This window comes from Dietzia sp. PP-33 (genome assembly GCF_033790845.1).
Taxonomy (GTDB): Bacteria; Actinomycetota; Actinomycetes; order Mycobacteriales; family Mycobacteriaceae; genus Dietzia.
This window is the reverse complement of sequence record NZ_JAMYEI010000013.1, coordinates 52,059-77,482: the sequence shown is the minus strand read 5'-3', so window position 1 is coordinate 77,482 and position 25,424 is coordinate 52,059. Positions and strand designations below refer to the sequence as shown.

Here is a 25,424-nt window from a genome sequence, read left to right as displayed (position 1 = left end):
CGCGCAAGTCCTGCAGCCGCACAGGAAATCTCTCGTGCGGCTGCAGGACTTGCGCGCGGCTGTGGCGTCCCCGCGTCCGAGCTGAACTCCGTGCGCGCCAAGCCCGCCGGACCCGCGTGGCGACGGCCGATTGACCCCGCTATATCCGCAATCGGGTGGCCTGTCGACCGGATGCGGGCGCCCTATCGCCGCCATAGCATTGCGGTGTTCGATCCGACGGCATCAAGGAGTCCGAGATGGTCGACACGATCCCCTCACTCGTCTCCGTGGTGGCACCGTCGCCGCCCCCGATCAGGGCTCGGCTCAGATGCCGATGATCGACCCATAGGGACGCTGTCCCGGCCACGACTGTGTGGCGGTGGACGTCCCCGACGAGAGGAAATCCACATGAGCAAAGTGACTCTGCTCGCAGCCGCTGCGGTTGGCTACGTCCTGGGAAGCCGTGCAGGACGCGGGCACTACGAGATCGTCAAGGAGCAGGCGACCAAGTTGTGGCAGACACCGCAGGTCCAGGAAGCCGCGTCGCAGGCCACCGAGGTCGCCAAGGACACCGCCGAGCAGGTGAAGAGCAAGGCCGCCGAGGCGTCCGAGCAGAACGGGGCCGGGCAGAACGGGGACCAGCAGAGCAGCGGCGGACGACACTCCACCGACCAGGTTCCGCCCCCCACCACGCAGTACCCGGCCGCGGGCGGCGGTGACGGAACGACCCCCTCATGAGTGATCAACCGGGGGGCACTGGTGACAGCGGTGAGAGACTCAGGGGCAGTTCACCGGGCGCAGGCGATCTGATCATCACGGGCATCTAGGCCCCGCTCTCTCCGCTCTTCCCGCAGCCGCGCGCAAGGACTGCAGCCACACGGCGAATATCCTGTGCGGCTGCAGTCCTTGCGCGCGGCTGAGTGCATGACCCCGTGCATGAGCTCGGTGCACGACCCCGTGCACGAGCCCGGCGACTTTCCGCGAACCCTCCCGGCACCCCGCCGATCGGCAGACGATGGGGACACGCGGCGAGAGGAGCCACATGCACGCCGACGGAGCCGAAGAGCGCGACGAGACAGAGGCGCAGCGGATCGACCGCAATTGGATCGAGCTGCTCCAGGAGCTGCGCATCGTCCAGACCGGCGGCCAGGTGTTCACCGGCTTCCTGCTGGTGGTGCCGTTCCAGGATCGTTTCGCGGACCTCAGCGGCAGCGGCCGCGCTCTCTACCTGGTAGTACTCTCGCTCGCTCTGGGCTCGACGGTCGTCCTGCTGGCTCCTGTGATGATCCACCGCGCGGTGTTCCGCTCCCACCGTAAGGACCGGGTGCTCCGGCTGTCGGCGACGCTCGCCCGGGTTGGCCTGGCCATGTTGTCGATCGCGATGGTCGGCCTGGTCGCGCTCGTCTTCACATTGGTGCTCGGGACCGTGCCGGGGCTCGCGGCGGCGGCGGTGATGGCGGCCCTCGTCGCGGCCATTCTCTTCGTGGTCCCCGCCCGCGTCCGTCGGCACTCTGCGACGAGGCCGTATGCGTCCGAATGACGAGTCTGTCGCGCGTGACTGACCCGCGGGAGGGCACGGAGATGACTAGTGGACGGGTATGACGACGACGACGAGGTACGCGCCTGCTTCTCGGCCTGCTCCGGCCGGCTGAGGCGGGCCGGCGCACCATCGTGTGGTGGCAATGTCGCGGGGCCCGCTCCCGCGAGTGGGACACTGGGGTCCGGTTGAGCCCGCTACTGCTCAGGGGAGGTGGTCGCGCCGATGGCGTCGATGGAGTTGCCCTCCCGTTCCGTTGAGCGTCAGCGCCACGCTGCCGCCGAGCAGGCCCGCATGCGGCTGGATGCGGGCCTTCGCGAGTGGTCCGGCCAGCGCTCCGCACTGACCGCTGACGGGCTCGGCCGCAATCCCCTGCGCCGGGTGCCGCGGGGCTGGCCCGAGGTCCCGGCCGTGCGGGTGGACGTGGCAGCGCGGGAGGCCTGTGTGCTCGACGACGAGAGTGCGCGCACGGAGGCGTCCCGGCTGCTGTGGTCGGCGATAGCCAAGCTCGTCGGCGCCGCGGTGTCCCTGGCGATCCCGCTCTCGATCGTCCTCGCGCTGGTGGTGGGGTCATGACCCCACACCGGGTTCGCGTCACCGGGCGGGGGACATCGTGCTGAGGCTCGTCGTCCCGGTCCTCGTAGGACTGGTGTTCCTGGCGGTGATCGCGGGGTGGCTCTGGTACACCACGTGGCTGGTGCGGTCGGCGATCGACGAGCTCGCGCATCGTCGCCGGCTCCTGGCCGGGGTCGATCCCCTGCAGGTGACGGCCAAGAAGTCTCTCGCGTCCGCGGAGGCGGCGCACGATTCGGCCCGCAGTGCCCTGTCGATGACGGTCGAGGCCTGGTACGAACTCCGGGAGAGTCGGGCCGTGGGGACCGCGTTCGTCGAGAGGTTTCCCCGGATCGAGGCCAGAGCCGCGCGGGACCCGGATTTCCTGGACGTCCTCGAGGACGCCGACGCCCTGCTCACCGAGGGCCGACCTGCCGGATCCGATTCGATCGACGAACTCCTCGGCCAGGCAGCCCGGATGGATGAGCTGAACCTGCAGCTGCGGCAGCTGGTTCACCAGTACGACGCTGCCGGCAGGCGCGGGTTCGGACGCTTCTTCCTCTAGCGTGCAGGGACCGTCGGCATTGCCGCACTTATGCCACGAACCGGACCAGTCAAGGCGATAGTCGTGGGCCGCCTGCCGCGGTCAGGCTAAAAGGGCGCCGATCGATGCGCCCACTCGGCGACTGGTCACATCTGAACGAGTTTGGGAGAACCCACCTGGGGAAACGTGATCAGGTGTGACCCCGCGGCGGGTGGCCGGTGCGCCGAGCCTCCGTGCGCCGTTGCGCATGGGCGCCCGGACTCAGAGGTCCCCCGGCAGCTTGTCCCGCCGGATGTCTCGCCACGAGGACTGACGCAGTACGCCGTCCTCGGTGAAGCCCTGGTGACGAACCTCCACCACGAGCTTGGGCAGCACCCAGATCGCGTCGCGGCGGGCATCACTGGGCAACTCCTCCACAAAAGGACTCGCCCGACGCTTCAGGGGCTCGAGCTCGTCGAGCAGCGCCTTGCCCTGCCGATCGGAGAAGCCCGTGCCCACGCGGCCGATGTACGTCAGGCCGGTCTGCGCGGGCAGTCCCAGCAGCAGGGAGCCCAGGGAGCCGGAGCGCCCGCCCTTTCCCGGTCGCCAGCCGCCCACCACGGCCTCGGTGGTGGTGAGCAGCTTCTCCTTGAGCCAGGTCTTGGCCCGCCGCCCCGACTGGTAGTGCGAATCGCGACGCTTGGCCACGATGCCCTCCCAGCCGAACTCCTCGGCCTCGGCCAGCGCGCGGTCGCCGGGGCCGTCGAGAACCCCCGGCACGTGCACTCGCTTGACCTCCTCCAGCGCTGGCGTCAGCAGGTCCAGCACCTCGCGACGCCGATCCCACCGCTCCCGGCGCAGGTCCACACCGTCGAACCCCAGTACGTCAAAGATGAACAGGTGCACCGGGCCGATCGACGAGTCGCCTCCTTCTGCGGCGGCCTGCTTGGCCAGCGCGGCGAACTCGGGCACACCGCCCGGACCCGGCACCACCAGCTCGCCGTCGAGCACCGCGGGCCTCCCGATCGCCTGGGCCAGCCCGGGGAAGCCGTCGGACAGCCAGTCCATCGAGTTGCCGTTGCGGCTCATCAACCGGCTCTGTCGGCCATCGGTCGCCACGGTCACGCGGTAGCCGTCCCACTTGCCCTCAAAGGCCCACTTGTCGTCGGGCAGGGACGTCACCGTTCCCGAGGTGGGGATCATCGGCAGCGGGGGAGCGTCGGGGCGGTCGGCCATGTCCGAGTCGCGGGACGGCTTCTCGTCCGAGCCGCGGGAAGGCGACTTCTCCGGCCCGCCGGAGCGATCCTCGTCCGAGGGGTAGGACGATTTCGGATTGTCGCGGCCGCCGTAGAAGGAGTCCGGCGACTGGTCCTTCATGTACTGCACGATCCACTGGTTCTTTTCGGCGCTGGTGCGCACCAGCACGTAGCGGCCGGTGACCTTCTCGCCGTGCAGCCACACGATGATCTCGTCGGCCTTCCACTTCTCACACTCGTAGGTGCCCTGGTCCCAGATGGTCATGTGGCCGGCGCCGTATTCGCCTTTGGGGATGGTGCCCTCGAACGTCTCGTAACCGAGCGGGTGGTCCTCGGTGTTCACGGCCAGGCGCCGGTCCTTGGGCTCGGTCGGCAGGTTCTTGGGCACCGCCCACGAGGCCAGCACGCCGTGGTGCTCGAGCCGCAGGTCAAAGTGCAGGCGGCGGGCGTGGTGCTCCTGGATCACGAAGATCGGGCCGTCGCCGTCCTCGCGATCGGTGTCGACCTCGCCGTCGAACGGCTCCGGGGTCTTGCGACGATCCCGCTTGCGGCGGTACTCGTCGAGGCTGGTCACCACGGCGTCAGGGTCGGTGGGGCCGGCGTCGCAACCCTCCTCCGCGGCGGCTCGGTCGTTGTCCGCATCGGCAGTATCGGCGCCGCCGGTGTCGCCGCGCTCGGGGTCCCCGTCATCCGACGACGACGAGCCCGCCTTCTTCCCGCCCGACTTCTTGGCCCGGGAGGCGCCCGACTGCCGTGACGAACCCGTGGCCGAGGAACCCTTAGCCGACGAGCTCTTCTTCGCCGGCCCCTCCAGTCCCTCGAGCAGATCGCCCTCGGAGTTGAGGCGCTTAAGGACCTCGTCCCAGTGCAGGTGCTTCAGCCCGCCGTCGCCGAGTTCCTCCCACGAGCGCGGGGCGGCGACCCACGGTTCGGCCCTCCCGCGCAACGAGTACGGGGCCACGGTGGTCTTGGCGCCGCTGTTCTGGCTCCAGTCCACGAACACCTTGCCCGAGCGGATGGAGCGCTTCATGGTGGCCGTGACCAGGTCCGGGGTCTGCTTCTCCAGGGACTGGGCGATCTGCTTTGCCACCGCGGAGGCACCCTTGGCGGAGACGGCCTTGTCCAGGCGGGCGTAGAGGTGGAGGCCCTTGGATCCACTGGTCACGGCGAAGGCGTCCAGGCTGGCCTCTTCCAGCAGGTCGCGCACGCGCAGCGCGACCTTGGCGGTGGTGTCCAGGTCCACGTCCTCGCCGGGGTCGAGGTCTATGACGATCCGCCGCGTCCGCCCCGGCTCACCGTCGGACAGCGTCCACTGCGGCACGTGCAGCTCCAGGGCGGCTTGCTGCGCGAACCACGCCAGAGTCGCGGGGGAGTCGACCACCGGATAGCGAACGGTGCGCGAGGAGTGCTCGATCTCCACGCTCGGCACCCAGTCGGGCGTGTGCGAGGGGAGGTTCTTCTCGAAGAAGGACTCGGCATCCACGCCGTCGGGCCAGCGCTTGCGCGTCACAGGCCGTTGCCCGGCGTAGGTGATAAGCAGCGGCGCCACGGCCTGGTAATACTCCAGCACATCGGCCTTGGTGGTGCCGGTGGCCTCGTAGAGAACCTTGTCGGGGTGGGTGAAACGTATGTGGCGCCCGTCGACCTCGACCGACTCCTTGCTGCCCTTTGTCGCCATGGGTCCACTCTTGCGGGATCAGGCGAGTTTGTCATCCGCACTTGGTAACCGAACGGTCTCGACGACGGGGCCGTGGTGACCATTGGAAGTGCGGCCTGATTCGTCGAGATGCAGAGCGGAGGGAGGGCGGCATGCCGGATATGCGTCGAACAGGGCCCGCTGTGACAGGATCAGGGTTTACGCACTACCCAAGGGTAGAACCGCCCGCTTGCCGCGGCATCACTGCGATCACCCACCCAGTAGATTTCCGTACTCTCGCCATCGCTGTGGAGATTTGTTAACGTCTCGCCATGGATAATACGATTGGACTGAACGCTGCGATCAACGGGCTCAGACAAGAGCTGCAGGAAGTGCTCGAAGCTGGAGATGGCAAAAAGCTCCGCTTCTCCTTGAGCCCCGTAGAGCTAACTCTTACCGTCGTCGTCTCTGTGGAGGGCGAGGCTGGTATCCGGTGGAGTCTTCTCCGCGCTGGCGGTTCGGTGGCTCGCGAATCAACTCAGACTCTTACGTTGACGCTTAAACCGTACTTCACCGATTCGGACGGAAGCGAGCAGTCTGGCGACGACTTCAGGATCAGCGAAGAAACTCCCGTACGCCCAAATATCGGCAGCACGCCTCCTCTGTAAAACCGGCTATCGGAGCAACATCATGACAGCGACCCCTAGCGATCCGGCCCGAATTGTTAGTGTTCTCTGCATAAAGAACGGGGGCGCGACAAAGCGCGGTACCGGTTATCTCGTCGCTCCAAACCTCGTAATTACCTCCTGGCACTGTACTCTTCCGGTTCAAGCGTCGACTGGGCAAACGGAAGCAAAGCTAGAAGTTGTTCGTTTTGTGGGAGGGGCGACGGCTAGGGCCACAGTCCGAACCAAATCAAAGCTACTGGACCTCGCCGTACTAGAGCTCGATACTGACGGCGGGTCCGGCTGGCCAAAATCCCTCCCGGCCATAGAGTTTGGAAGACTCGACCCCAGTCGTACTCCGAGTGTCGAGGGATGCGCTCTGCTTGGGTTTCCTAGCTGGAACGTTGACCCACGGGAGGCTCGACGTGGCTTCTTCGATATAGCTGACGTCCGCGGACTTATTCGACCAAACGAAGGGTGTACCACCGGAGAGCTAGTCTTGCGAGATCGTGATCTATTGGGCGTCACTAATGGACGGGATGAGGGAGACTCCGGTTCAACCTGGTCGGGACTTTCGGGTGCGTTAGTGTTTCACGGCGACCTCGCGATTGGAGTCGCTACTAACCACGTTAAGTTCCAGGGTCCTACAGCGATACGCATCCGCGCGTTCTACCCGCCGCGGGCATCAAGCGTTTCGAGGGAGCTGGAGAGGGAATATGAGGCTTTCTGGAAACGCTTTGGGCTGCCACATTTCGAAAACGCACCGATAGTGCGGAGAGTTCCGTTAATCGGGCTTCGGAGACATGCAACGGACTCGTTTAGTCTTGACCTGAACGCAAAGTTGAACCTATTGGGCGGGCCGGGTGAATGGGTGGCTCCTCCCATTCTTGAAGCGTGGCAAAACTGGCTGATTGCACCAAGCTGGTGCTCACAGCTAAAAAAGCATCTAGCGGTGCTCGGAGTCGCCGATAAAATTTGGCCTCGCGCAGCCGGGAAGAAAATGACTTACCAGACAATTCTTCGGAAGGTTAATGATCTACTTGCAGGCGAGCAGTTGCTCGATAGGATTAAGGGAGCGGACGAGCCTGAAGCCGCAGCAATTAGAAAGTCCCTAGCGTGGGTGACCGAGCAGCAACAAAGCCCCCGCTTCGGAAAGTGTTTTGCTGTTACCGGACGGTGGGGCAGCGGTAAGTCACGCGTCTTGGCGGAACTCTCCCGCGAGGTTTCAAATTCGCAGCAAGGGTACACTGTGTTCCCCAACTTTGGGGCCGACACAGCGGCATTTAGTGTATGCGCCGCGGCTGAGGCAAGATTCAATACGCAGTTTGCGAATATTGACGACTTGATCGATTTTGTCGAGACGTTCCTCCGAAGCAATCTGTTTATCGTCTTCGATGATGTGAACGTTGCTTCTCGACAAAATTCCGAGTTCCTCGCAGAGTTTCGAGAGCTTTTAGACAGCCTAACTAGATCCACAAGGATTCGGTGGATAATGGCTGCGAATTCTGCCGATTTGGATTCGATTATCCATTCGACTAATGGAGAGTTCTGGGTAGAGTACTCAAGTCTTGACGAGAATAGTGACGAGGCTCTGCTCGACATTTCAGGCTGGCTCGATCTGGATCATGCAAACGTTGTAGGTCAGGTCGGTTTTACAATCATGGAGAATGGCGCGGGCGGGAAAGGGTGCGAGGAGCGAGCAATTATAACCCAAGAGAGACTAAAATTCCCGGCGGAATATGCGACTCTTGCGCAACCGGTCGTGGGTTGGCTTCGCGCCCAGCAGCTAGTCGACGGGAGCGCCAAGCCCGGCCTGTATGCTGAGCTCAATCTGGCAAGTTTCGTAAACATCGCGTGGCAGAAGCGATTGCAGAGTGCTGCCGATAGGAGCTCGCCGCAACGCGTAATCGAAAGTGTTGCTGTTGAAATTGGGCAGTACTGTGCATCTGCCGCAAGCTGGCCAGTTCCCGAAGCGCAGCTGCTCAATTCGCTGGCGGCAAGGATGTCTAGATCCCAGTCGGAAGTGGCGAACGCAGCTACCGATCTGGTCCGTATGGGTGTTCTGGGCCGCCAGACTAGCGGCGTTTTTGGTGACAATGGAATGCTCATCCTCACCGAGGATTCATTCTGGGGATTGCGTTTGGCAGACGCCTTCATAGGTAAAATGAGAGATGGCAGCACGTCTACGGAAATGCTTCAGGCGATAGACAGGTGGCTGTCCCGTGATGACCATAGTGAGGCTCTGACATGGTCGACCCTTCAGTTTGTTTCGGCTGGTGTTGTTGAGCTAATCGATGGGTCGTGCGCGTACGAAGGCTTCGCCAAGAGCTGGATGCGGAGTGGCCTACCGGCCGGGGCGTTGCTGCAAGGGGCACTCGCGGGGCCAAGTGTGGTTCACGGCTATGTATTTCCTGCTCTGGGGCGCAAGTTTTTCGGTCGGGAACTAGAAAATCGCACGCTGAGAGATCGCTTCGCGTTGTTGCGATTTATTGGCGCAGCATACGCTGAAGTTAACGCGGCCACACGATTCGGTCGCCTGCAAGCTCACTACCCTGGCATTGGCAGAGATGGTTTAAGTACCTACGCATGTTTCGTCGTAGAGAATGTCTTTCGCGACCAAACTTTGCTACCGAAGAGTGGTCTAGTCGGAACATTTCATTCGCTTGTAGGCTCTGAAATGGCCGGAATCGCGTCCGTCGCGGCGTCGGCGGCCGAGCTCCAAGGCTACCGAGTGCATCACTATAACTTGTCTGAGCTTATTCGGGACATAGTTGCTTTCTTGGGGTCGAGGAACTCGGTTCCGTTGGCCGAATCAATTAGCCGGGTCGAGAGCGGCCAAGATTTTCGAGTTTCGCGTGAAGATTACACTCATAGTGCGAGCTTCTGGGAAGAGCTGATCGACCGCGCCGCCGAGCGCACAGTGTACGAACATGGCGTTGGCGCAGTATCTTTCTTGGCAGACCAAGGCTGGTATGGGGTGCAGGCACTCGGGGAAGCGAAAGCTGTCGAGCGCTCTTTGGTTGGGTCGGTAACACGGGCGCTCGGCAGATGGTATCGCGAAGGCGACAGGAACGATCGTGATTCATATGTAAAACTTGTAAACCAAATGTGTAAGAGTCGAAAGTTGCCTCTAAAACCTCGGCTATGCCGTCGCGAGGCAGTCTATTTAATCCGTCATTCCGAAGTAACGCGGGGGCGTAGCAACATCGTCGTAGACAGCAACTTCTATCCGGCACTTCGAACGCTCGCTTTTGATCGAGACGCTCGACGGGGGACGCATTTGCAGGACTTGTGTGCCAGCAACGGCATTTTCTACCCGGAGGAGCTTTAGCAAAGGTGGCAGCCGACGTTGGAATCGTGGCGGCGTCTGGCGATTGGATGAGCGAAACGTCGATCGCCGAAGTGTTGCGTTATCTAAGAAGTGCGTAGAACTATACCCGAGAGAGCTGTCCGCGCTGTGAACTCGTGGTCCGAGATGCTAGTGACGACGGTGTTAATTTGATGGTTGCTTAGTCGAGACGAAGACTTGCGGGATCCATCTCAGTACTTGCACGTTGACCGGCCCCCGCGAGTGAACCAGCACGGCGGGTGCTGCCACGCCCACCGCGGTGTCGAGGAATCCTCCGGCCATGCCGCCTTCGCAGCCGGCCACCGACCGGCAACCGCCCCGCCCCCTGCCCGTTCCTCACCGTGTGAAGTCGATGACCAGCCGTCCGCGCGTTCCGCCGGCTTCGAGTCGCTCGTGGGCTCGCCACGCGTCATCGGGCGAATAGCTGTCCGCCACACGGAGTGTGACCACGCCGTCTTCCGCCAACTGCCGCAGCTCGTCGAGCTTGCCCTGCTCCTCGGCCATATCCGCCACGCTCACGGCATGAACCGTCAGGTCGCGGCTGCCGTCGCCCTGGTACCACCGCACCGTCGCAACCCCTCCACCGGTCTTGACCGCGGGGAGTACGGCGGCGTCCTGCACGGCTCCGTCGAAGAGGCCATCGACCCCGTCGGGGTAGAGCTCGAGGATGCGGTCGGCAACACCGTCTCCTCGCCTGACGATCTGATCGGCGCCGAGCGACCGCACTAGGGCGTCGTCCGACTCGGACGCATCGGCCACAACGACGAGTCCGGCATGCTTGGCCAGCTGCACGACGTATCCACCGGTCGATCCAGCCGCTCCAGTGACCGCAAGAGTCTGTCCGGGCTCGAGATCAAGGAGGTCGAGAGCGCGCCGAGCGGTGAGGCCGTTCATCGGGAGCGTCGACGCGGCGACGTCGTCGGCATCGCGGGGCACGGCGGCGATCGACTGCGCGGGCAAGACAATGTCCTCGCGATACGCACCGTGCTCGTGGCGGGGTACCACGATCCCCATCACCCTGTCGCCGACCGAGAGGGAGGTCTGTGCGTCCTCGCCGATCTCGACGAGTGTGCCCGCGATGTCCATGCCCGGGACATCTGCAGCTCCGCGTGGAGTTCCGGTGTTCGAACGAGAACCGTTGCGCGTGTAGGTGTCGGTGGGGTTGACGGTTGCGGCCGTGACGCGCACGCGAACCTCGGTCGGTGACAACTCCTGCATCGGGACCTGCACGACCTGCAGAGCGTCTGGGCCGCCGTAGGTCGTCACTCCGACGGCGCGGACGGGGCCAGATGAGACGCTCATTGTTCCTCTTTCCCGCGGGACCCGTGAGTCTGGACGGCTCCGCTGGGTTGGTGGTACGGGTGACTGCTTCCCCGCCGAGTAACCACGCGCCCGTGTAGAACATTCCGACCGGGCCCCCATCCCTCGCCCCAGGAGGGTGAGAGCCCCGAGGGTGACGACGACGGCGACCCGTCGCCCCACCGTCGCGAACACCCGCTCCGCCGGTCAGGCGTGGCTACTGATGAGGTCGTCCATCGACCGCCCCGATTGTCTCGACCACAGGCTGAACACCGCGCTGGTCATGGCCGCCGCCGCGTAGAGGGCGGACGCCAGCCCGTGCTCGCCGATCACGGTGCGCATGCCGGAGGCTGCGTCGCAGTCGAGCAGGACCGCATCGCACAGGCCGGCCATGCCGTCCGGGGCGTCGGGAAGCCGTGCGCTGTCGCGGACCTTGGCGATGACGGCGGCGGGCAGCTCCGGCGCCACCGACTGGGCGAGCTGCGCGAAGCGGGAGGCCACGGTCAGGGCGTCGGGGATCGGCGGGGGAGAGGCATCGGCGGTCAGCTCCAGGGCCTCGAGGAGCTCGCCCGCGACCGAGGTGTCGCCGCGGGCGTGGGCGTGCAGAACGGCCCGGACCTGTTCGACGGCGGCTCTGTGGCGCTGCTGCGCTCGTTCCATCCCGGCCTGTAGGTCGGCGACGGTCGCGGACTGTACGTTGACGCCCTCTCGGACCAGGAGCGGGGCGAATCGCTCGAACTGTGCGCGCTGTTCCGGGGATGCCATGGCCCCATTGTGTCCCCTCGAAGCGAACAGGCCCGCGGGGCGTCCCCCGTTCAGAGCACCCCGGCGAGGCCCCCGATCCCTCGCCCCAGGAGGGTGAGAGCTCCGAGGGTGACGACGACGACGGCGACACGTCGCCCCACCGTCGCGGAGACCCGCTTGGCCACCATGCCGCCCAAGAGAATTCCGATCGGAACCATCGCCACGACCAGCCCGATGACCGAAAGCGGCGGCAGCCCCGAGATCGGCGCTGCCCCCAGGCCGACCTTCGTGATGACGGAGGTCAAACCCATCGTGAAGAAGATGGGCTGCAGGGTCGCGGCGAACGAGCGCTGGCTCCAGTTGGTCGCCTGGGCGTAGACCAGCATCGCGGGCGCGGCCACCCCCACGGCGGTGTTGAGGAACCCTCCGGCCGTGCCGGCCACCGCAGCCGGCACCGCCCCGCTCACCGGCGGGATGCGCACGAGGGCCGTCATGAGAAGCGTGCCCAGCAGCGCCACTCCGATGATCACCTCGAGCCAGCTGCGGTCGGCAGCGCCGACCAGGAGCGCACCGGGCACGGACCCCACGACGATCAGCGGCGCGAGGTGGCGATACCGGCGCCAGTCGATGTCGCGGCGGAGGGTGATCCCGATGAGGACGGCGGAGACGGTGGTCGTGATGTTGGTCAGGAGCACTCCGGCGACGGGCCCGAGGAGCAGCGCGAGGGTCGGTGCCACCACGAGTCCGACGCCCATCCCGCTGACCCGCTGCAGGACCGTGCCGAGAATGACGGACGCCGCCGCGACAAGCAGGAGGAGGGGACCGACGTCGGCGGGCATGGAAGACAGCATTCCATGTGGCTATGGGGAGGTTGTCACCGCAGAACTCCGGGTGGTTACAGGCATCATCGCCAGGGTTAGCTCCCGTAGCCGACCAGAGAGTGGTCGCCGATGCTGCCTCCGGAAAGCGACCCTGATGCCGGGGTGAGGGGCGTTGCCGGGATGCTGTTGGGCTTCCATCCGGCGACAACGGTGACGTCGCCGGTGAGGGGGGCCTCAGGGTCGAATCGGATATTCGAGTTGATGTCGCTGTACCAGCCGACGAATGTGTATCCCTGGAGCAGCGGGGTGGGAAGTTCCGGTGTCTCACCGGGCCACATGATCACCGGGTCGATGGTTGAGTCGGCTCCGGCCAGAAAGGACACCGTGTAGGCGGGAATTGTGGTGTATCCGCGCCACTCGGGTGTGGTGAAACCCGCACGCCCGTCCTGTGCCGAGTACTGGGAGGAAAACTCCACGGTGAGACCCTGAGCATCGCCTAACGACGGATAGTCCTGGTCGGCTCCGGTGAACATGGCCGGCGCCGGCCCGGTGAACCGAACCCGGGATAGGGCACCGTTCTGCGCGAACGCGTCCCCGTCAAGGGTGGTGAGAGCGTGGGGCATGGTCACCGAGGTCAACTGATTGTCTTGGAAGGCGCCGAACCCGATGCTGGTGAGGCTGTCGGGCAGGGCCACCGTTGCCAGGTCATTGCTCTGGAACGCCAGGTCGCCGAGGGTGGTGAGGGTGTCTGGCAGGGTCACCGATCTCAACTGGTTGTAGGCGAACGCCTGGAAGCCGATGGTGGTGAGGTTGTCGGGGAGGGTCACCGCCGTCAATAGATTTGCGCCAAATGCCACGTTGCCGATCGTGGTGACAGTGTCTGGCAGGTCCACCGATGCGAGTTGATTGCTCTGGAATGCGGAGTCGCCGATAGCGGTGAGGGTGTCAGGCAGGGTCACCGACGTCAGAGCATTGGTGTAGAACGCCTGCTCGCCGATGGCAGTGACGGTGTATTCGGCGCCGTTGATGGCGACGGTCTCGGGGATGGTGACGGCGGTCCCGGCTGAGCCGTCGTAGTTGGTGACGGTGGCTCCGGCGTTGGGAGTGACCGAGTAGGTGATGCCGTCAACAGTGCTGGTTGCCGCGGCGGCTCGTGCGGGTGAGAGGAGGGCGATCGTGCTGGCAGTGAGCACCAGGGCAAAGACGAGCACCAGGCAGCGGCGGGTCACCGCGGCAGCGGTCGGCAGTGGGGAGGTCATGGGGTCCTGACGGATCGAGCACGCCGTGCCACCGGCCTTAGTTGCTGGTGTGATGCATTGCGCGAGGTGCGGACGGGCATCACACCGACCCGGAAGGCAGCTGCGCCCCGAGACAACCGCGATGTCGTCAGATCATATCGCTGCTATCAGGAAGATATAGGGCGTTCTAATTACTGCGCTTGGCTGCTGGACGCGCTCTCCGACCGAACCCACTACGGAAGCGCCACCCGCCCGTCTGCCGCATACTCATTCCATGCGATCCATCTGGAAGGGCGAGGTCTCCTTTGGTCTGGTGAACGTGCCGGTCAAGGTGTATTCGGCGACGGAGGACCACGATCTGCACGCGCGGCAGGTGGACAAGAAGGACGGGGTGCGGATCCGCTACAAGCGGGTGCGGGATGACAACGGTGAGGAGGTCGAGTTCTCGGACATTGCCAAGGCGTATGAGTCCGAGGAGGGGGAGATGGTGATCCTCACCAAGGATGAGTTGGCGACTCTGCCGGTGGAGCAGACGCACGAGATCACGGTGACGGAGTTCGTCCCGGCCGATCAGGTGGATCCGGTGGCTTTTGACAACGCGTACTTCCTGGAGCCGGCGTCGCGCTCCAACCGGGCGTATGTGTTGATGCGGGAGGCGCTGGAGTCGACGGACCGCCTTGCTATCTGCACGTTCACGCTGCGTACGCGTACTCGGCTGTGTGCGTTGCGGGTGTACAAGGACATCCTGATGCTGCAGACGTTGTTGTGGCCGGATGAGATCCGCCCGGCGATCCTGGAGGGCCTGGACAAGGAGGCCAAGGTCCGGCCGCAGGAGGTCAAGATGGCGGCCTCGCTGATCGAGACCATGGCGGCGGATTTTGAGCCGGAGAAGTACGAGGACGACTACCAGAATCAGCTCAAGGAGCTGATCGAGGCCAAGGCGGCCGGCGGGGAGGCGTTCACTGTCGAGGACCAGGAGAAGGCGAGCGACGACGACGGCGACGACGAGGTGGCCGACCTGTTGGCCGCGTTGCGTGCGAGCGTGAAGGACCGTGGCGGCGAGGCCGAGGATGAGTCCGACGACGACGAGGACTCCGGCTCCAAGAAGAAGCCCGCCGCCAAGAGTGCCAAGAAGACCGCGGCCAAGAAGGAGCCCGCCAAGAAGGCCGCAGCCAAGAAGGCGCCAGCGAAGAAGGCGGCAGCCAAGAAGGCGCCAGCGAAGAAGGCGGCAGCCAAGAAGAGCACCGCCAAGAAGAAGCCTGCCAAGAAGTCTGCCTAGCGCCGACGGGTTCCGGCAGCAGGCTCGATCAGCCCCGCCGAGGCTGACAGTTGTGGACTGGCGCTGGGGCGGCTACTTTGTTGCGTAGTCGACGGCGAAACTTGATTCCCCCCTCAGGTTGTCGTCGGCTCCGCACCGATGCGGACTACGCTGACCGCCCCCGGTCGCGGCTCCGCGTCGTGCGACAGAATCGCCGGTGGCCGCCGGACCCCCTCCGCGGCCGCTGGCGATTCGCCTTTTATCAGGAAACTCCCACACCTTTGCCAGGTTCAGCAGGCCGGCGTGAGGAACGCCTTGAGGTACCCGCCGGTTTCGTGTAACAGGGCGTCCTTCCTCGACTTCGATAGCGGTCGGGGAGTGTCAGTCACGTAGACCGTGCCGTCAAAACACTGCTCAAAGTAGATCCGGACCCGCGATACGTGTCCCCAGTAGGTCACCACCAGGAGCGACCCCCACCCCCGTTCGCGGGCGATCCGCGTGGCGGCGGTCGTCTCACCCTCGGTGGTGTCGAGATCGGGTGCGAAGCAGTGGATTTCGATCCGACGGCCGTCTCGGGCCGTGACAGGCGTAGAGGCACAGAACGAGTTGAGATAGGCCTCGTAGGTACCGCTCCCGCTGGGCGGTTGGGAGACCAGAATGCGGTCCGCGACTCCGTCCTCTGCAAGGTGCCGGGCATAGACGTAGCGATCGTCCAATGCGCCCGCCACCACCACGATCGCGTCCACTCGGTCGGGTGAATCGACCCGGGGATGGAGAACCGCACTGCCGGCCGTCAGCCCCACCATTGCCGCCACCAGCACAAACAGTGTCGTGACAACAAGCGCCCCACTGCGGCGGTTGGGTCGGCGCTTCACGGTGTAGATGCTACGGAGTCGACCTGAGTCAAGGCTCAGCTGTGTGATGCTCCAGTGCTGCGCGACTTTGGTGAATCCATGCTCATTCTGTGAACGAGTGGAGCTGAGGGAGGTCTCAGCAAAGTACCGTCGTCATTTGACCGGATTCGCGCGAGGCGAGCCGGGTTGTTTGCCGTCGAGCTTTGAGGAAAGGACCCTGGAGTGGATCTGCGGGACCTGCTGTCTGTACTCCGTGCCCGCTGGATCGTCATCGTGGCCGCGACGCTCATCGGGGGGCTGCTTGCTCTCGGGCTGAGCCTGCTTACCACCCCCACCTACCAGGCACGTGTCCAGTTCTATGTGACGGTGGCTGCTGGTGACAGTGCCTCCGCGGCGTACCAGGGGTCGCTGGGTGCGCAGCAACGGGTGCGGTCGTACGCCGAACTGGTGAAGAGCACGGATATCACACAACAGGTAGTGAACGCCGCCAGAGTGGACTTCACGGCAGGGCAGGTGGCTGATGAAACCACGGCAACTGCGGACGCCGACACAGTTCTGCTCAAGGTCGCGGTGACCAACTCGGACCCCCAGAGTGCTCTGCAGTTGGCACAGGGTTTCGGCGAGGTTCTGCCCGAGGCCATCACTCGTCTCGAAACACCGGATGGCGGCGGCCCCCCTTTGGCCAAACTCACCGTGGTCAATCCTCCCGCGCTCCCGACCTCACCCGTGGCGCCGAAGACCGAACGCAATGTGGCGATGGGGCTCGTAATGGGCCTGCTCGCAGGCGTCGGCCTAGTCTTGCTTATCAACACCTTGGATCGGCGGGTCAAATCCAAGGAACAGCTAGAGGAGATCACTGGCAAGCCCGTGGTGGGGTCGATCCCGTTTCGCAAGGACGAGGACAAGGAAAAGGGTGCTGAGCACCTAGTGCCGTTTCGCGAAGGGCACTCTCCGGCGGCGGAGTCTTTCAGGCGACTGCGCACCAACCTCCAGTTTCTCAACGTGGATAGCCCCCCGCGCGTCATTGTGTTGACCTCCTCCGTCGCAACGGAGGGAAAATCTGAGACCGCCATCAACCTCTCTCTCGCGCTAGCAGAGTCGGGTAACCGGGTCCTGCTGATAGAGGCGGATCTTCGCCGGCCTCTAGTAGTCAGCTACATGTCCATGCCAGACAAGGTCGGCCTGACCAACATCCTCGCCGGACAGGCAGAATTCGCTGACGTGGTGCAGGAGACACGGCACGATGGTGTGGACCTGCTGGCTTGCGGTCCGTTGCCGCCCAATCCTTCCGAACTCCTAGCCTCGGAAATGGCGCGGCAGCTCTTCGGGGAACTGCGCCGGACATACGACTACGTGATAATTGACTCTCCGCCGCTGCTCCCCGTTACTGACGGTGCGCTGCTCGCGCGGATTACCGATGGTGCACTTCTCGTGGTGCGCGCGCACCGCACGACGGGCGAACAAGTCGCCCAAGCCGTCGACAACCTGGAGAAGGCTGACGCGACTCTCTTAGGGTTGGTGATGGTGGCCAACAAGCCCGCGAAGAAGGGATCGAGCGGCTATTACGATTCGTATTACTATTCATCTAGGAACTCCTCAGCAGCGGGACAGTCCTGATGTTCCCTTCGCGCAAAACTCTGGTTGCACGAAAGAGACGCCGATATGACTAGTAACAAACAACTCGCTGATCGCAGGACGCGGGTACGTCCGTCTATTCGCCTCGGCACGTCACAATGGATCCTCGTCGACGCGGTTCTATGGACAGCAATGTTGATCATCGCGCTGTGGATGCGCTACGACTTTTCCGTCGACCACCTCGCTGTGTCTCTCGGGACGGGTCGGTTCTACGCGGTGCTAACAGCACTCGTCGTGGTGACCTGGGCAGCCGGTTGGTTCGTCGGCCTGTACCGAGGGCGTTTCGTACCGGGCAGCGTTCTCGAAACCAGCGTCCTGACGCTGGTCTTTGCGGTTGCAAGCGTAGCGGTATTCCTTGGGCATATCCTTGCCGGGCAGCACCAAGAGGTTCCGCGCTCGACGCCAATCATCGCGGGGGCATTTACCACACTCACTGCCTTGGTCCTCAGGTCGTTTGTGAGACGAAAACGGCTGTTCGGTGCGGGGACCGCGAAGGACGCAGAGCGCGCACTCGTCTTCGGAGCTGGTGATGGAGGTCTCCAACTAGTCCGGCAGCTTCGTCGATCCGAAGGCTCCCAGTTCAACCCGGTCGGCGTCCTCGATGACGATGCCAAGAAACGCCACATGGTAATAGAGGGCGTACGCGTGCACGGTGGACGCGAGAGACTTGAGGACTTGGCTTCGAGGACAGGCGCCTCCACGCTTCTAATCGCAGTACCGAGTTTGCCAAGCGACGAGCTCATCGACATTCGTGACCGCGCTGAAGCTGCTGGTTTGCGAGTCCTGGTACTGCCTCCGCTCGACTCGATGATGCGGGGCAGAGTAGCGGTTAATGAGCTACGTGAAATCAATGTGAACGACCTCTTGGGGCGTAAACCCGCCCAACTCAATCAAACTCAGATCGCCGAGTACCTCCGAGGCAAGCGCATCCTGGTGACCGGTGCTGGCGGCTCTATTGGCTCCGAACTGTGCCGTCAATTGAGCAGGTTTCGACCTGCAGAGTTGATGATGCTTGACAGAGATGAGTCCGGCCTTCACGCGGTTCAATTGTCAATTAACGACCAAGCCATGCTCGACGGAGATGACACTATCCTCGCATCTATCCGCGACCGCGAGACGATTGAACAAATATTCGAACAGCGAAGGCCGCAGATTGTCTTCCATGCGGCGGCTTTGAAGCACATGCCCTTGCTGGAGCAATATCCACTCGAAGCTGTGAAAACTAACGTGCTCGGTACCTTGAATGTGCTCGATGCGGCACAGGTAAGCGGCGTCGAGACCTTTGTGAACATCTCCACCGACAAAGCCGCTAATCCCTGCTCTGCGCTCGGAACTAGTAAACGAATTGCGGAGAGACTGACGGCGTCGAAATCCGCGATAAAGGGTTCCACCAAATTCGTTTCGGTTCGATTTGGTAACGTTCTTGGCTCAAGGGGCTCGGTCCTTACCGTCTTTGAGAAACAGATCCTCCGTGGAGGTCCAGTTACAGTAACCGACCCAGAGGTGAACCGATTCTTTATGACAATACCGGAAGCTTGCCAGCTGGTGCTGCAGGCTGCGGTTGTGGGCGAATCCGGAGAGACGTTGGTACTAGATATGGGCGATCCAATAAAGATTGCGGACGTCGCACGGACACTAATCGAACAGTCGGGCAAGGTAATCGACATCGTCTACACAGGGCTGCGTGCCAGTGAGAAGATGGCCGAAAAACTATTTGATGACACCGAGACGCCAATCCGGAGCCAGCGACACGACTCCCTCTTTGTGGTAGGGGTACCTGCGATCAACATCGATAGGAATGAAGTCGAGGCATTGGGGGCTTGCGACAACGCTGGCGATTGGCTAACGGCGAATACATACTCTGGCGGTGCGGATCCTAGTACGAGCCTGCGGGCTTCTGGGCACAATGACGGCGGCGGGCCCAGCGTCACCGGCTGGCAAGCGGAAAACTCGAGGGAGCGTTCAACGTGAGCGACTCTCGCCGACAGCAAGTGTTGGTCGTCTACCCCCACCTCCCTCACTACCGTTTCGGCGTCTTCCGCGAGTTGGAGGATCTGACAGGGTACGACATGATATTCGCTGCCGATGTCGACTCGGGAGCCAAGGGGATCGCGACAATCGACTTCGCGCTGCTCAAGACAGTGGACCGTCTGCGCAACGTCAGGATCGGACCGGCGCTTTGGCAGCGGGGTCTCATCAAGGTGTTTCGAAAGCGTCGACCAGACGTCGTGATCTTCTTTGGTGACGCGTCCTACCTATCGACATGGTGGCTTGCCATTCTCGCTCGGTTGCGAGGACTCGACGTGGTCTTTTGGACGATCGGATGGCACGCTCCCGAGCGTGGTCTTAAGCGGCGAGTTCGCCTTCTGTTCTATCGGTTGGCGCACACCTTGATGCTGTATGGCGAGACGGGTGCCGAAATTGGCAGATCAATGGGGTATCCCGCGAAGCGGATGCACATCGTTGGGAATAGCAGCTTGTCTTCGCTTCGGTCGACAACCCCTCCGCAGGCGCAGATTGAGGCGTTCTCCGACAGTCTTCCTCCTGCCGGTGCCGACGTAATCGGCGCTGTAATTCGGCTCAACGATGTTAAACGGCTCGAAATGATTATCGCCGCCGCTGCTAAGCTCCGATCCAATGGGTCTGACACCGTGGTGCTGTTGGTAGGCGAGGGCCCTTTCAGGGAGCGCCTTACCTCGCTTTCCGAGGATCTCGAGGTGCCACTCTACTTGCCCGGAGCTGCATATTCTGATCTCGAACTAGAATTAGCCTACAAACGATTGAAAGTGTGTGTCATACCTACTGTCGCGGGTTTAACTGTTCTGCAATCATTGAGTTTTGGTCGTCCAGTCGTCACTCATGGAGACGCCTACAATCAGGCTCCGGAGTTCGAAGCGATCGAGGACGGCACGAACGGTGGTTTATACGCCTACGGAGATGTTGACAGCCTGGCGCGAACGATCGCCTCCTGGCAGAAGAAGGTCACGGACGACCCCGAGGGCACCGCAGAGCGGTGTCGTCGTTCACTGGATGGCTATTGGACACCGCAAGGCCAGGCGAGACGTATCTCCAAGATCCTGGATGACACACGAGGCCTCTCAGTATGATCAGAGTTGCAATCGTCAATCCCTATGCCCGACCCTCGGGTTACAGTGGGCCCAACGTACTCATGGATCGCCTATTTGGGAGCATGGTTTCGAATTGCTCCATGACCATCGTTTGTGGAAGTCCCTCGGCTGGCGTGAAGAGAGACTGGGCAGCTAACGTCGAGGTACCCGCTAGGCTCGAGAATACTAATCTCTGGTCGCAAGTTAGATGGGCGTTCGGAGCTACGTGGTGGACTCTCCGCAACTCCTCGAAGTATGATGCCGTCCATGTCCACGGAGCGTATCTCTTCAATCTTCTAGCCGCGTTGCCCTGCGCGATACTTCGACGCCCGTTCGTTATCCTGCCGTTGGCAGGAGGGGGAGACCTCGCAGTAGACTCGCGGTCATCCCGAATGTTCCTGGTCAGAATTCTCCGTAGATTCATTGTTTCGAGGTCTGCTGGTGGGTTTTCGCTCGCCGCCAGCGTCGGTGAAGAGTTAAGTTATTGGGGCATGAAGCCCTCGCGAATTCACAGCATAGGAAATATCGCGGACTCGGCGTTCTTTAACTCCTCGCCGTCGTGGGGCAATCAACGACTCGTGTTCGTGGGTTCACTGTCTGCGCGAAAACGTCCGGGCTTGGTTCTCGACGCGCTGGCGGAGCTACGAAATCGAGGCCACGACGCCGTTGGTCTCTTCGTAGGGCCGTTCGCCGACGAAGAAACGAAGCGGAGCTTCGACCAAGCGGTTGGCGCCTTCGGGTTGAACCCCTGGGTCACTAACCTGGGATATCAGGAGGATGTTGTGTCATCGATGGCGGGTTCGACCGTGTTCGTTCTGCCATCGTCACAAGAGGGTCTGCCCGGCGCACTCGTCGAAGCGATGGCAATGGGCTTGCCATCCGTCGTGACTGACGTCGGGGCCATGGGAGAGGTTGTGCGGGAAGCTAAGGGCGGTGCGATTGTCGCGCCGAACGTGGGTGCGCTGGCTGACTCAATTGGCGAAATTCTGTCGTCGGAAGATCGATGGACAGCAATGTCGCGAAGCGCCAAACTGTACGCCGCAGCTCATTTCTCGTCGACGTCCGTTTCGAAAGCTTATCTCAAAACACTCAAGGAGATCCTCTCATGAGTCCCTTTCCAACTACCGACGGTCTTCTTGGGCTGATTCAGCCATGGGCTCAAGGAAGTGGCTACGTAATTGAGCTTCGGTCGGAAAGGGGAAAGCGGCTGGGCAATAACGGCGATCGGTTATTAGACTTGGCTTTCGAGAAGCTGGTTAATGAATTCGGCATGACGCTAGCATCCCTCGAGTCTAAAGAGCCGGACTATCTCGTCCTGCCGCCGAATGGCGCCTTGGTCGACACTTACGAAGCTCCCAGTCTGCTTGCTCGTCGTATTGCTACTCTTCCGGATAAGCCACTCATCCTATTTCCTTCGTCAGCACTTTTCCGGACCAAGGACCCCGCGGAGATCTTCTCGGGGCGCACTGCTCCGACGCTATGGATTCTGCGCGAGAAGCACTCGTTTGATCACTTGAGTGAGCAGTGGGACGACTCGTTGCAGGCAAGGAACGTCACCCTTGCGCTCGACCACGACGTCGTTGTGTCGGGACATCGGCATATTATCCCACGGTTCAAATCCGTTAGTGGATCCGAAGGCAATTGCGGGCTACTCGTTTCGCGTCTTGGGGTCGAGGCGACGGATATGAGAACCGAGACGGACTTGCCCTCCGCAGGACGAATTCGCAACACTGCGGTAAGCGCCTTCAATGCAATGCCGCAATACGCAAAAATTGCCGTTCGACGCCAACTCACCCGGCATCGTCAGCTAGCAGCTAACCAAGAAATGATTTCGAGCTTGCCACCGGATCTCGCGAAGACGTTGGAAAACATCGGGGAGACGGCACGCGATGTCGACATCAGTGACCCTACGCTCTGCAGTTTTGAACGGTTCGTGGAGAAGATTTCGACGGCCCAGTATATCGTCACCAATCGACTGCATGTCGCTATCCCGGGGACCATACTGGGAAAGCGGGTCATCTTGGTCGATTCTGGGTATCACAAACTGGCGGGCGTTTTCGAGCAGTCCCTGCAAGCCGCAGAGAACCTGACATTCCTCCGGCGCGATGAGTAGCACTCAGAGCCGAATTATCCGCACCACTGCGTACCTTACTATTGGCACTTTCGTCGCTCAAGGTTTGGGCACGGCCAGTCAGTTTCTTCTCGCTGCCTGGTTGACGCCGTCAGACTTTGGGCTCTTCGCTACTGCGAATGCCTCTCTGTTTATACTGTTCGCCTTGGTTAATCTTGGAGATGTAACTGGCTATTTATCCAATCAAGGGTGGAGTGAACGCCTGCTTCTCAAATCGACCTTGAAGCTGAACCTTCTCCTCTCATTTTTGGCGCTACTTGTCGCCTCGGTGTATCTGATACAAGACCGAATTATTCTAGGTTGGATAGTCGCTCTGCTAGCAGTTCAGGTCCCTTTAATGGGAAGAACGTTGGCTTTGTATGCCATTGCCGTTCGCCACGGTCGCGTTCGCTTGATTGTGCTTTCGCAAATGGCAGCAGCTAGTCTTAAATTGCTCATAGGTATCCTAGTAGCTGCGACGTGGCAATCCCCGGTGGCTCTTGCGCTTGCTCTTATAGCATATTCGATAACGATGGCGATTCCATTGGAAGTTTTTCTTCGACGGAATATGCCGCGCGAGGCTTCTGACGAGACGCCGCTGCGAAAGGCCCGATTTAAGTGGGCTGCGCATTCTTTGAGTCAGGCTTTCCCCACCCAGATCGACTACGCGGTGGTTGCGGTGGTCAGCTCGCCGTACGTGCTCGGGTTGTACTACTTCGCATACCAGGCCACAGCCGGCATCAGCGCTCTCCTCACGGGCCCGTTGATGAAGTCGTCGCTTGCCGAGTTCGGTCAGTTGGAGGCCGACGAAAGGTCGGTCGCGATGTCATTGCTCAGGAAGGTGACCGGTGCCGTTGCTTTCACTGTGGTTTGCCTGGCTCTGTTGGTCTACGTCGGCCAGCCCCTGTTTCCCGACTCATGGGTCGAAGCTCCAGTTGTGATAGTCTTGCTCCTCGGATCTCTGCCGTCGCGGTTCGTAGCGCCAGTAGCGGAGTCTAGGCAGGTTGCGGATGACCGTTGGTGGCGTAGCGCTTCAGTGAACTTGATTGACACAGTAGGGACCGCTGCGACGGCCCTTGTGGCGTTGACTGATTCCGTTCTTGCACTGGCCGGCGCCATCGCGATTTGGAAGCTGATTATTGCCGTGATTCGAATCGCCCTGTGTTTCCCTGAAGCAGGCCCGGTAGAGATCGGTCGCGCCATCATGTGGCCTCTACTCTCTCTTATGACTTGTTCTATTGCCGCGTTAACGTGGAGCACGGGTCACAGCTGGCAGATCCTGTCACTGGCTGCCACACTTGGCGCTGTGATCGTGACTAGGGCCCTGTTGGTATCGCGTAGAAGGGCTCTCCGATGAAGGCGGGTCCCCGAACAGCAGCGCGAAGCCGTGGCGACAGTCCTCGCTCGGTCGGGTGGATTCCTATCGCTCTGTTGCTAGCGGTCTCCTATATCGGGTACTTCAAGGCAACACTTTTGCTTCGATGGCTCGGATTCGATCCGACGGCTCCGCTGGTCCTCATCCTTGCGATCTACGTGTTATACCGACAGTTGGGTCACCAGCAAGGAGGACTTCACCGCTGGGCTCCAGTTCTTGCGCTTTGGGCTCTCTTTCTTCCCGGTGCCGTTTACGCGCTAAGCTCGGGCTATAATCCCTACAAGACCGCATATTTGTTCAGCATCACGCTTATCTCGGTCTTGGCTGCATCGGTAGTGTTACAGACAGAGACGGACTTGCGTCGATGGATAAAGGGAACGATCGTAGCCGGCTTGGTGGTCGCGGCGTTCAGTCTTATCGATCCTAATTTGGGATACACCGAGACCTTTGGCCGCTTAGGCATCGAAGGTTCCTCGACGATTGCCACGGCGCGCGTCATCGGAGCTGCTTTTGTGTCGGTAGTTCTGTTGGCATGCGTTCGCCAGCACCGCCTGCGCCCGATTTTGGCAGTGATGAGCCTCTTGCTCGGCGCACTATTAGTTTCCATCGGGAGTCGTGGCCCCTTGCTCGGCGCCGTTTTGACGATTGTCGTAGTGCTTCTTTCGGCACGCCTCTTTAGGGATTCTCGATGGTCTAGTCTTTTCGTCGGTGCATTGGGCCTCGGTCTCGTTGCTTTCTGGGCCGCTTCAATGAATATAAAGGGCGCGCAGAGAACTTTGGGTTTTCTTTCAGGGGAGCGGATTGACGTAGCGCGGAACTCCCTGATCGGTGCTGCGACGCAGAACATCGAGAACCACCCGCTTGGTATTGGCTGGGGCGGTTTTTCGCTGCTCATGGGTGACAATAGCGGTTCAACACACCCGCACAATCTGTTCCTCGAAGTGTTCCTGGAGGGCGGATGGATTGCCGGCGTTGCCCTCGTTGTCTTCGTTGTACTTGCGCTATGGAGACTCTGGCTGGCTTCAGGCAGCGCTGTAGGAGCGGTTACATTCGCTCTAGCGATCTACTGGCTAGCGGTCGCGCAGACGTCGAGCGATATTAACGGTAACCGCATCACTCTCGTGATTCTTGCATGCGCCTTCGTGTTGCCGAAGCAAGCGGAAAGTTCTGCTCCACAAACTCTCAAGAGAAGATCGTTTTCCGGCACGACTCGTTTGAACACCCACGGCGACTATCAAATCTCGCCGCACAGAGCGGCCAGCGAGGAAGGGCTAGGCGCTGATGTAAACAGACGAATGCCGGCAGAGCGCAGGCGGCGTCCAAATTGAACAGAAGGATGACCGCTCCGAAGGTCGCAGGCTACGGCATATCGCGCTTAAGCCTGGGGGATCTTACTGACCGGGGCGTGATGTCGTGTGCGGGAACGCCTGCGCGGGCTCTGCGTGTCTCGGAAGCTCAATCGTGGTCGGTCTCTCGCCCAAACAGA

General features: G+C 61.8%; 20 protein-coding genes and 1 pseudogene. 15 read left to right on the top strand and 6 right to left on the bottom strand.

What is annotated here, in order from left to right; all coding sequences use genetic code 11:
• Positions 1-387 precede the first annotated feature (387 nt).
• The 4 genes from NJE57_RS18120 (at position 388) to NJE57_RS18105 (ending at position 2,633) form a co-directional block, all read left to right on the top strand.
• Positions 388-717: a YtxH domain-containing protein gene (locus NJE57_RS18120; protein WP_319029915.1), complete on the top strand. Its 330-nt coding sequence runs from the start codon at positions 388-390 to the stop codon at positions 715-717.
• Positions 718-1,021: 304 nt separating this feature from the next.
• Positions 1,022-1,519 (top strand): DUF6328 family protein, encoded by a 498-nt coding sequence (locus NJE57_RS18115; RefSeq protein ID WP_319029914.1) that lies wholly within the window; start codon positions 1,022-1,024, stop codon positions 1,517-1,519.
• A 222-nt stretch (positions 1,520-1,741) separates the two neighbouring features.
• A complete protein-coding gene (locus tag NJE57_RS18110; RefSeq protein WP_319029913.1) occupies positions 1,742-2,092 on the top strand; it encodes a hypothetical protein in 351 nt (116 codons plus the stop codon).
• Positions 2,093-2,129: 37 nt separating this feature from the next.
• Entirely contained in the window at positions 2,130-2,633 is a 504-nt protein-coding gene (locus NJE57_RS18105) for a hypothetical protein (RefSeq protein WP_319029912.1), read from the top strand.
• Between the two features lie 240 nt (positions 2,634-2,873).
• Here the strand turns inward: NJE57_RS18105 and NJE57_RS18100 are convergent, their stop codons facing one another.
• Complete coding sequence (locus tag NJE57_RS18100) at positions 2,874-5,525, bottom strand: ATP-dependent DNA ligase (protein WP_319029911.1); 2,652 nt, start codon at positions 5,523-5,525, stop codon at positions 2,874-2,876.
• 290 nt (positions 5,526-5,815) lie between these two features.
• Here NJE57_RS18100 and NJE57_RS18095 point away from each other — a divergent pair, with 290 nt between their 5' ends.
• The 3 genes and pseudogenes from NJE57_RS18095 to NJE57_RS18090 all read left to right on the top strand — a co-directional run bounded on the left by NJE57_RS18095 (position 5,816) and on the right by NJE57_RS18090 (position 9,479).
• Complete coding sequence (locus tag NJE57_RS18095) at positions 5,816-6,151, top strand: trypco2 family protein (protein WP_319029910.1); 336 nt, start codon at positions 5,816-5,818, stop codon at positions 6,149-6,151.
• A 22-nt stretch (positions 6,152-6,173) separates the two neighbouring features.
• Positions 6,174-6,596, top strand: a pseudogene (locus NJE57_RS20055) (trypsin-like peptidase domain-containing protein); the annotation flags it as partial.
• A 423-nt stretch (positions 6,597-7,019) separates the two neighbouring features.
• A complete protein-coding gene (locus NJE57_RS18090) occupies positions 7,020-9,479 on the top strand; it encodes a P-loop NTPase fold protein (protein ID WP_319029909.1) in 2,460 nt (819 codons plus the stop codon).
• A 354-nt stretch (positions 9,480-9,833) separates the two neighbouring features.
• Here the strand turns inward: NJE57_RS18090 and NJE57_RS18085 are convergent, their stop codons facing one another.
• The 4 genes from NJE57_RS18085 to NJE57_RS18070 form a co-directional block, all read right to left on the bottom strand.
• Complete coding sequence (locus NJE57_RS18085; RefSeq protein WP_319029908.1) at positions 9,834-10,799, bottom strand: NADP-dependent oxidoreductase; 966 nt, start codon at positions 10,797-10,799, stop codon at positions 9,834-9,836.
• A 204-nt stretch (positions 10,800-11,003) separates the two neighbouring features.
• Positions 11,004-11,561, bottom strand: coding sequence for a hypothetical protein (locus NJE57_RS18080; protein ID WP_319029907.1), 558 nt, complete (start codon positions 11,559-11,561; stop codon positions 11,004-11,006).
• Positions 11,562-11,611: 50 nt separating this feature from the next.
• Positions 11,612-12,379 (bottom strand): sulfite exporter TauE/SafE family protein, encoded by a 768-nt coding sequence (locus tag NJE57_RS18075; RefSeq protein ID WP_319029906.1) that lies wholly within the window; start codon positions 12,377-12,379, stop codon positions 11,612-11,614.
• Between the two features lie 77 nt (positions 12,380-12,456).
• Positions 12,457-13,620: a leucine-rich repeat protein gene (locus tag NJE57_RS18070; protein WP_319029905.1), complete on the bottom strand. Its 1,164-nt coding sequence runs from the start codon at positions 13,618-13,620 to the stop codon at positions 12,457-12,459.
• Positions 13,621-13,873: 253 nt separating this feature from the next.
• Between NJE57_RS18070 and NJE57_RS18065 the strand changes: the two genes are divergently transcribed.
• Positions 13,874-14,878: a Ku protein gene (locus NJE57_RS18065; protein ID WP_319029904.1), complete on the top strand. Its 1,005-nt coding sequence runs from the start codon at positions 13,874-13,876 to the stop codon at positions 14,876-14,878.
• Between the two features lie 269 nt (positions 14,879-15,147).
• Here the strand turns inward: NJE57_RS18065 and NJE57_RS18060 are convergent, their stop codons facing one another.
• Complete coding sequence (locus NJE57_RS18060) at positions 15,148-15,732, bottom strand: ElyC/SanA/YdcF family protein (RefSeq protein WP_319029903.1); 585 nt, start codon at positions 15,730-15,732, stop codon at positions 15,148-15,150.
• 201 nt (positions 15,733-15,933) lie between these two features.
• Here NJE57_RS18060 and NJE57_RS18055 point away from each other — a divergent pair, with 201 nt between their 5' ends.
• The 7 genes from NJE57_RS18055 (at position 15,934) to NJE57_RS18025 (ending at position 25,266) form a co-directional block, all read left to right on the top strand.
• The gene (locus NJE57_RS18055) at positions 15,934-17,328 is read left to right on the top strand and encodes a polysaccharide biosynthesis tyrosine autokinase (RefSeq protein WP_319029902.1); all 1,395 of its coding nucleotides are present in this window, start codon (positions 15,934-15,936) and stop codon (positions 17,326-17,328) included.
• 150 nt (positions 17,329-17,478) lie between these two features.
• Positions 17,479-19,317 carry a nucleoside-diphosphate sugar epimerase/dehydratase gene (locus NJE57_RS18050; protein ID WP_319029901.1) on the top strand — a complete coding sequence of 613 codons (1,839 nt, stop codon included), beginning with the start codon at positions 17,479-17,481 and terminating at the stop codon, positions 19,315-19,317.
• Entirely contained in the window at positions 19,314-20,453 is a 1,140-nt protein-coding gene (locus tag NJE57_RS18045) for a glycosyltransferase (RefSeq protein WP_319029900.1), read from the top strand. The genes NJE57_RS18050 and NJE57_RS18045 overlap by 4 nt, the downstream gene beginning before the upstream one ends.
• Positions 20,450-21,562 (top strand): glycosyltransferase family 4 protein, encoded by a 1,113-nt coding sequence (locus NJE57_RS18040; protein WP_319029899.1) that lies wholly within the window; start codon positions 20,450-20,452, stop codon positions 21,560-21,562. Before NJE57_RS18045 ends, NJE57_RS18040 begins: the two co-directional genes overlap by 4 nt.
• A complete protein-coding gene (locus NJE57_RS18035; protein ID WP_319029898.1) occupies positions 21,559-22,566 on the top strand; it encodes a polysaccharide pyruvyl transferase family protein in 1,008 nt (335 codons plus the stop codon). Before NJE57_RS18040 ends, NJE57_RS18035 begins: the two co-directional genes overlap by 4 nt.
• Positions 22,559-23,920: an oligosaccharide flippase family protein gene (locus tag NJE57_RS18030; protein ID WP_319029897.1), complete on the top strand. Its 1,362-nt coding sequence runs from the start codon at positions 22,559-22,561 to the stop codon at positions 23,918-23,920. Before NJE57_RS18035 ends, NJE57_RS18030 begins: the two co-directional genes overlap by 8 nt.
• Complete coding sequence (locus NJE57_RS18025) at positions 23,917-25,266, top strand: O-antigen ligase family protein (RefSeq protein WP_319029896.1); 1,350 nt, start codon at positions 23,917-23,919, stop codon at positions 25,264-25,266. Before NJE57_RS18030 ends, NJE57_RS18025 begins: the two co-directional genes overlap by 4 nt.
• Positions 25,267-25,424: the final 158 nt, after the last annotated feature.

Coding starts and splice junctions, on each gene's coding strand:
- NJE57_RS18120 (WP_319029915.1), top strand. CDS start 388: ATGAGCAAAGTGACTCTGCTCGCAGCCGCTGCGGTTGGCTACGTCCTG.
- NJE57_RS18115 (WP_319029914.1), top strand. CDS start 1,022: ATGCACGCCGACGGAGCCGAAGAGCGCGACGAGACAGAGGCGCAGCGG.
- NJE57_RS18110 (WP_319029913.1), top strand. CDS start 1,742: ATGGCGTCGATGGAGTTGCCCTCCCGTTCCGTTGAGCGTCAGCGCCAC.
- NJE57_RS18100 (WP_319029911.1), bottom strand. CDS start 5,525: ATGGCGACAAAGGGCAGCAAGGAGTCGGTCGAGGTCGACGGGCGCCAC.
- NJE57_RS18095 (WP_319029910.1), top strand. CDS start 5,816: ATGGATAATACGATTGGACTGAACGCTGCGATCAACGGGCTCAGACAA.
- NJE57_RS18085 (WP_319029908.1), bottom strand. CDS start 10,799: ATGAGCGTCTCATCTGGCCCCGTCCGCGCCGTCGGAGTGACGACCTAC.
- NJE57_RS18080 (WP_319029907.1), bottom strand. CDS start 11,561: ATGGCATCCCCGGAACAGCGCGCACAGTTCGAGCGATTCGCCCCGCTC.
- NJE57_RS18075 (WP_319029906.1), bottom strand. CDS start 12,379: ATGCCCGCCGACGTCGGTCCCCTCCTCCTGCTTGTCGCGGCGGCGTCC.
- NJE57_RS18070 (WP_319029905.1), bottom strand. CDS start 13,620: ATGACCTCCCCACTGCCGACCGCTGCCGCGGTGACCCGCCGCTGCCTG.
- NJE57_RS18065 (WP_319029904.1), top strand. CDS start 13,874: ATGCGATCCATCTGGAAGGGCGAGGTCTCCTTTGGTCTGGTGAACGTG.
- NJE57_RS18050 (WP_319029901.1), top strand. CDS start 17,479: ATGTTGATCATCGCGCTGTGGATGCGCTACGACTTTTCCGTCGACCAC.
- NJE57_RS18040 (WP_319029899.1), top strand. CDS start 20,450: ATGATCAGAGTTGCAATCGTCAATCCCTATGCCCGACCCTCGGGTTAC.
- NJE57_RS18035 (WP_319029898.1), top strand. CDS start 21,559: ATGAGTCCCTTTCCAACTACCGACGGTCTTCTTGGGCTGATTCAGCCA.
- NJE57_RS18030 (WP_319029897.1), top strand. CDS start 22,559: ATGAGTAGCACTCAGAGCCGAATTATCCGCACCACTGCGTACCTTACT.
- NJE57_RS18025 (WP_319029896.1), top strand. CDS start 23,917: ATGAAGGCGGGTCCCCGAACAGCAGCGCGAAGCCGTGGCGACAGTCCT.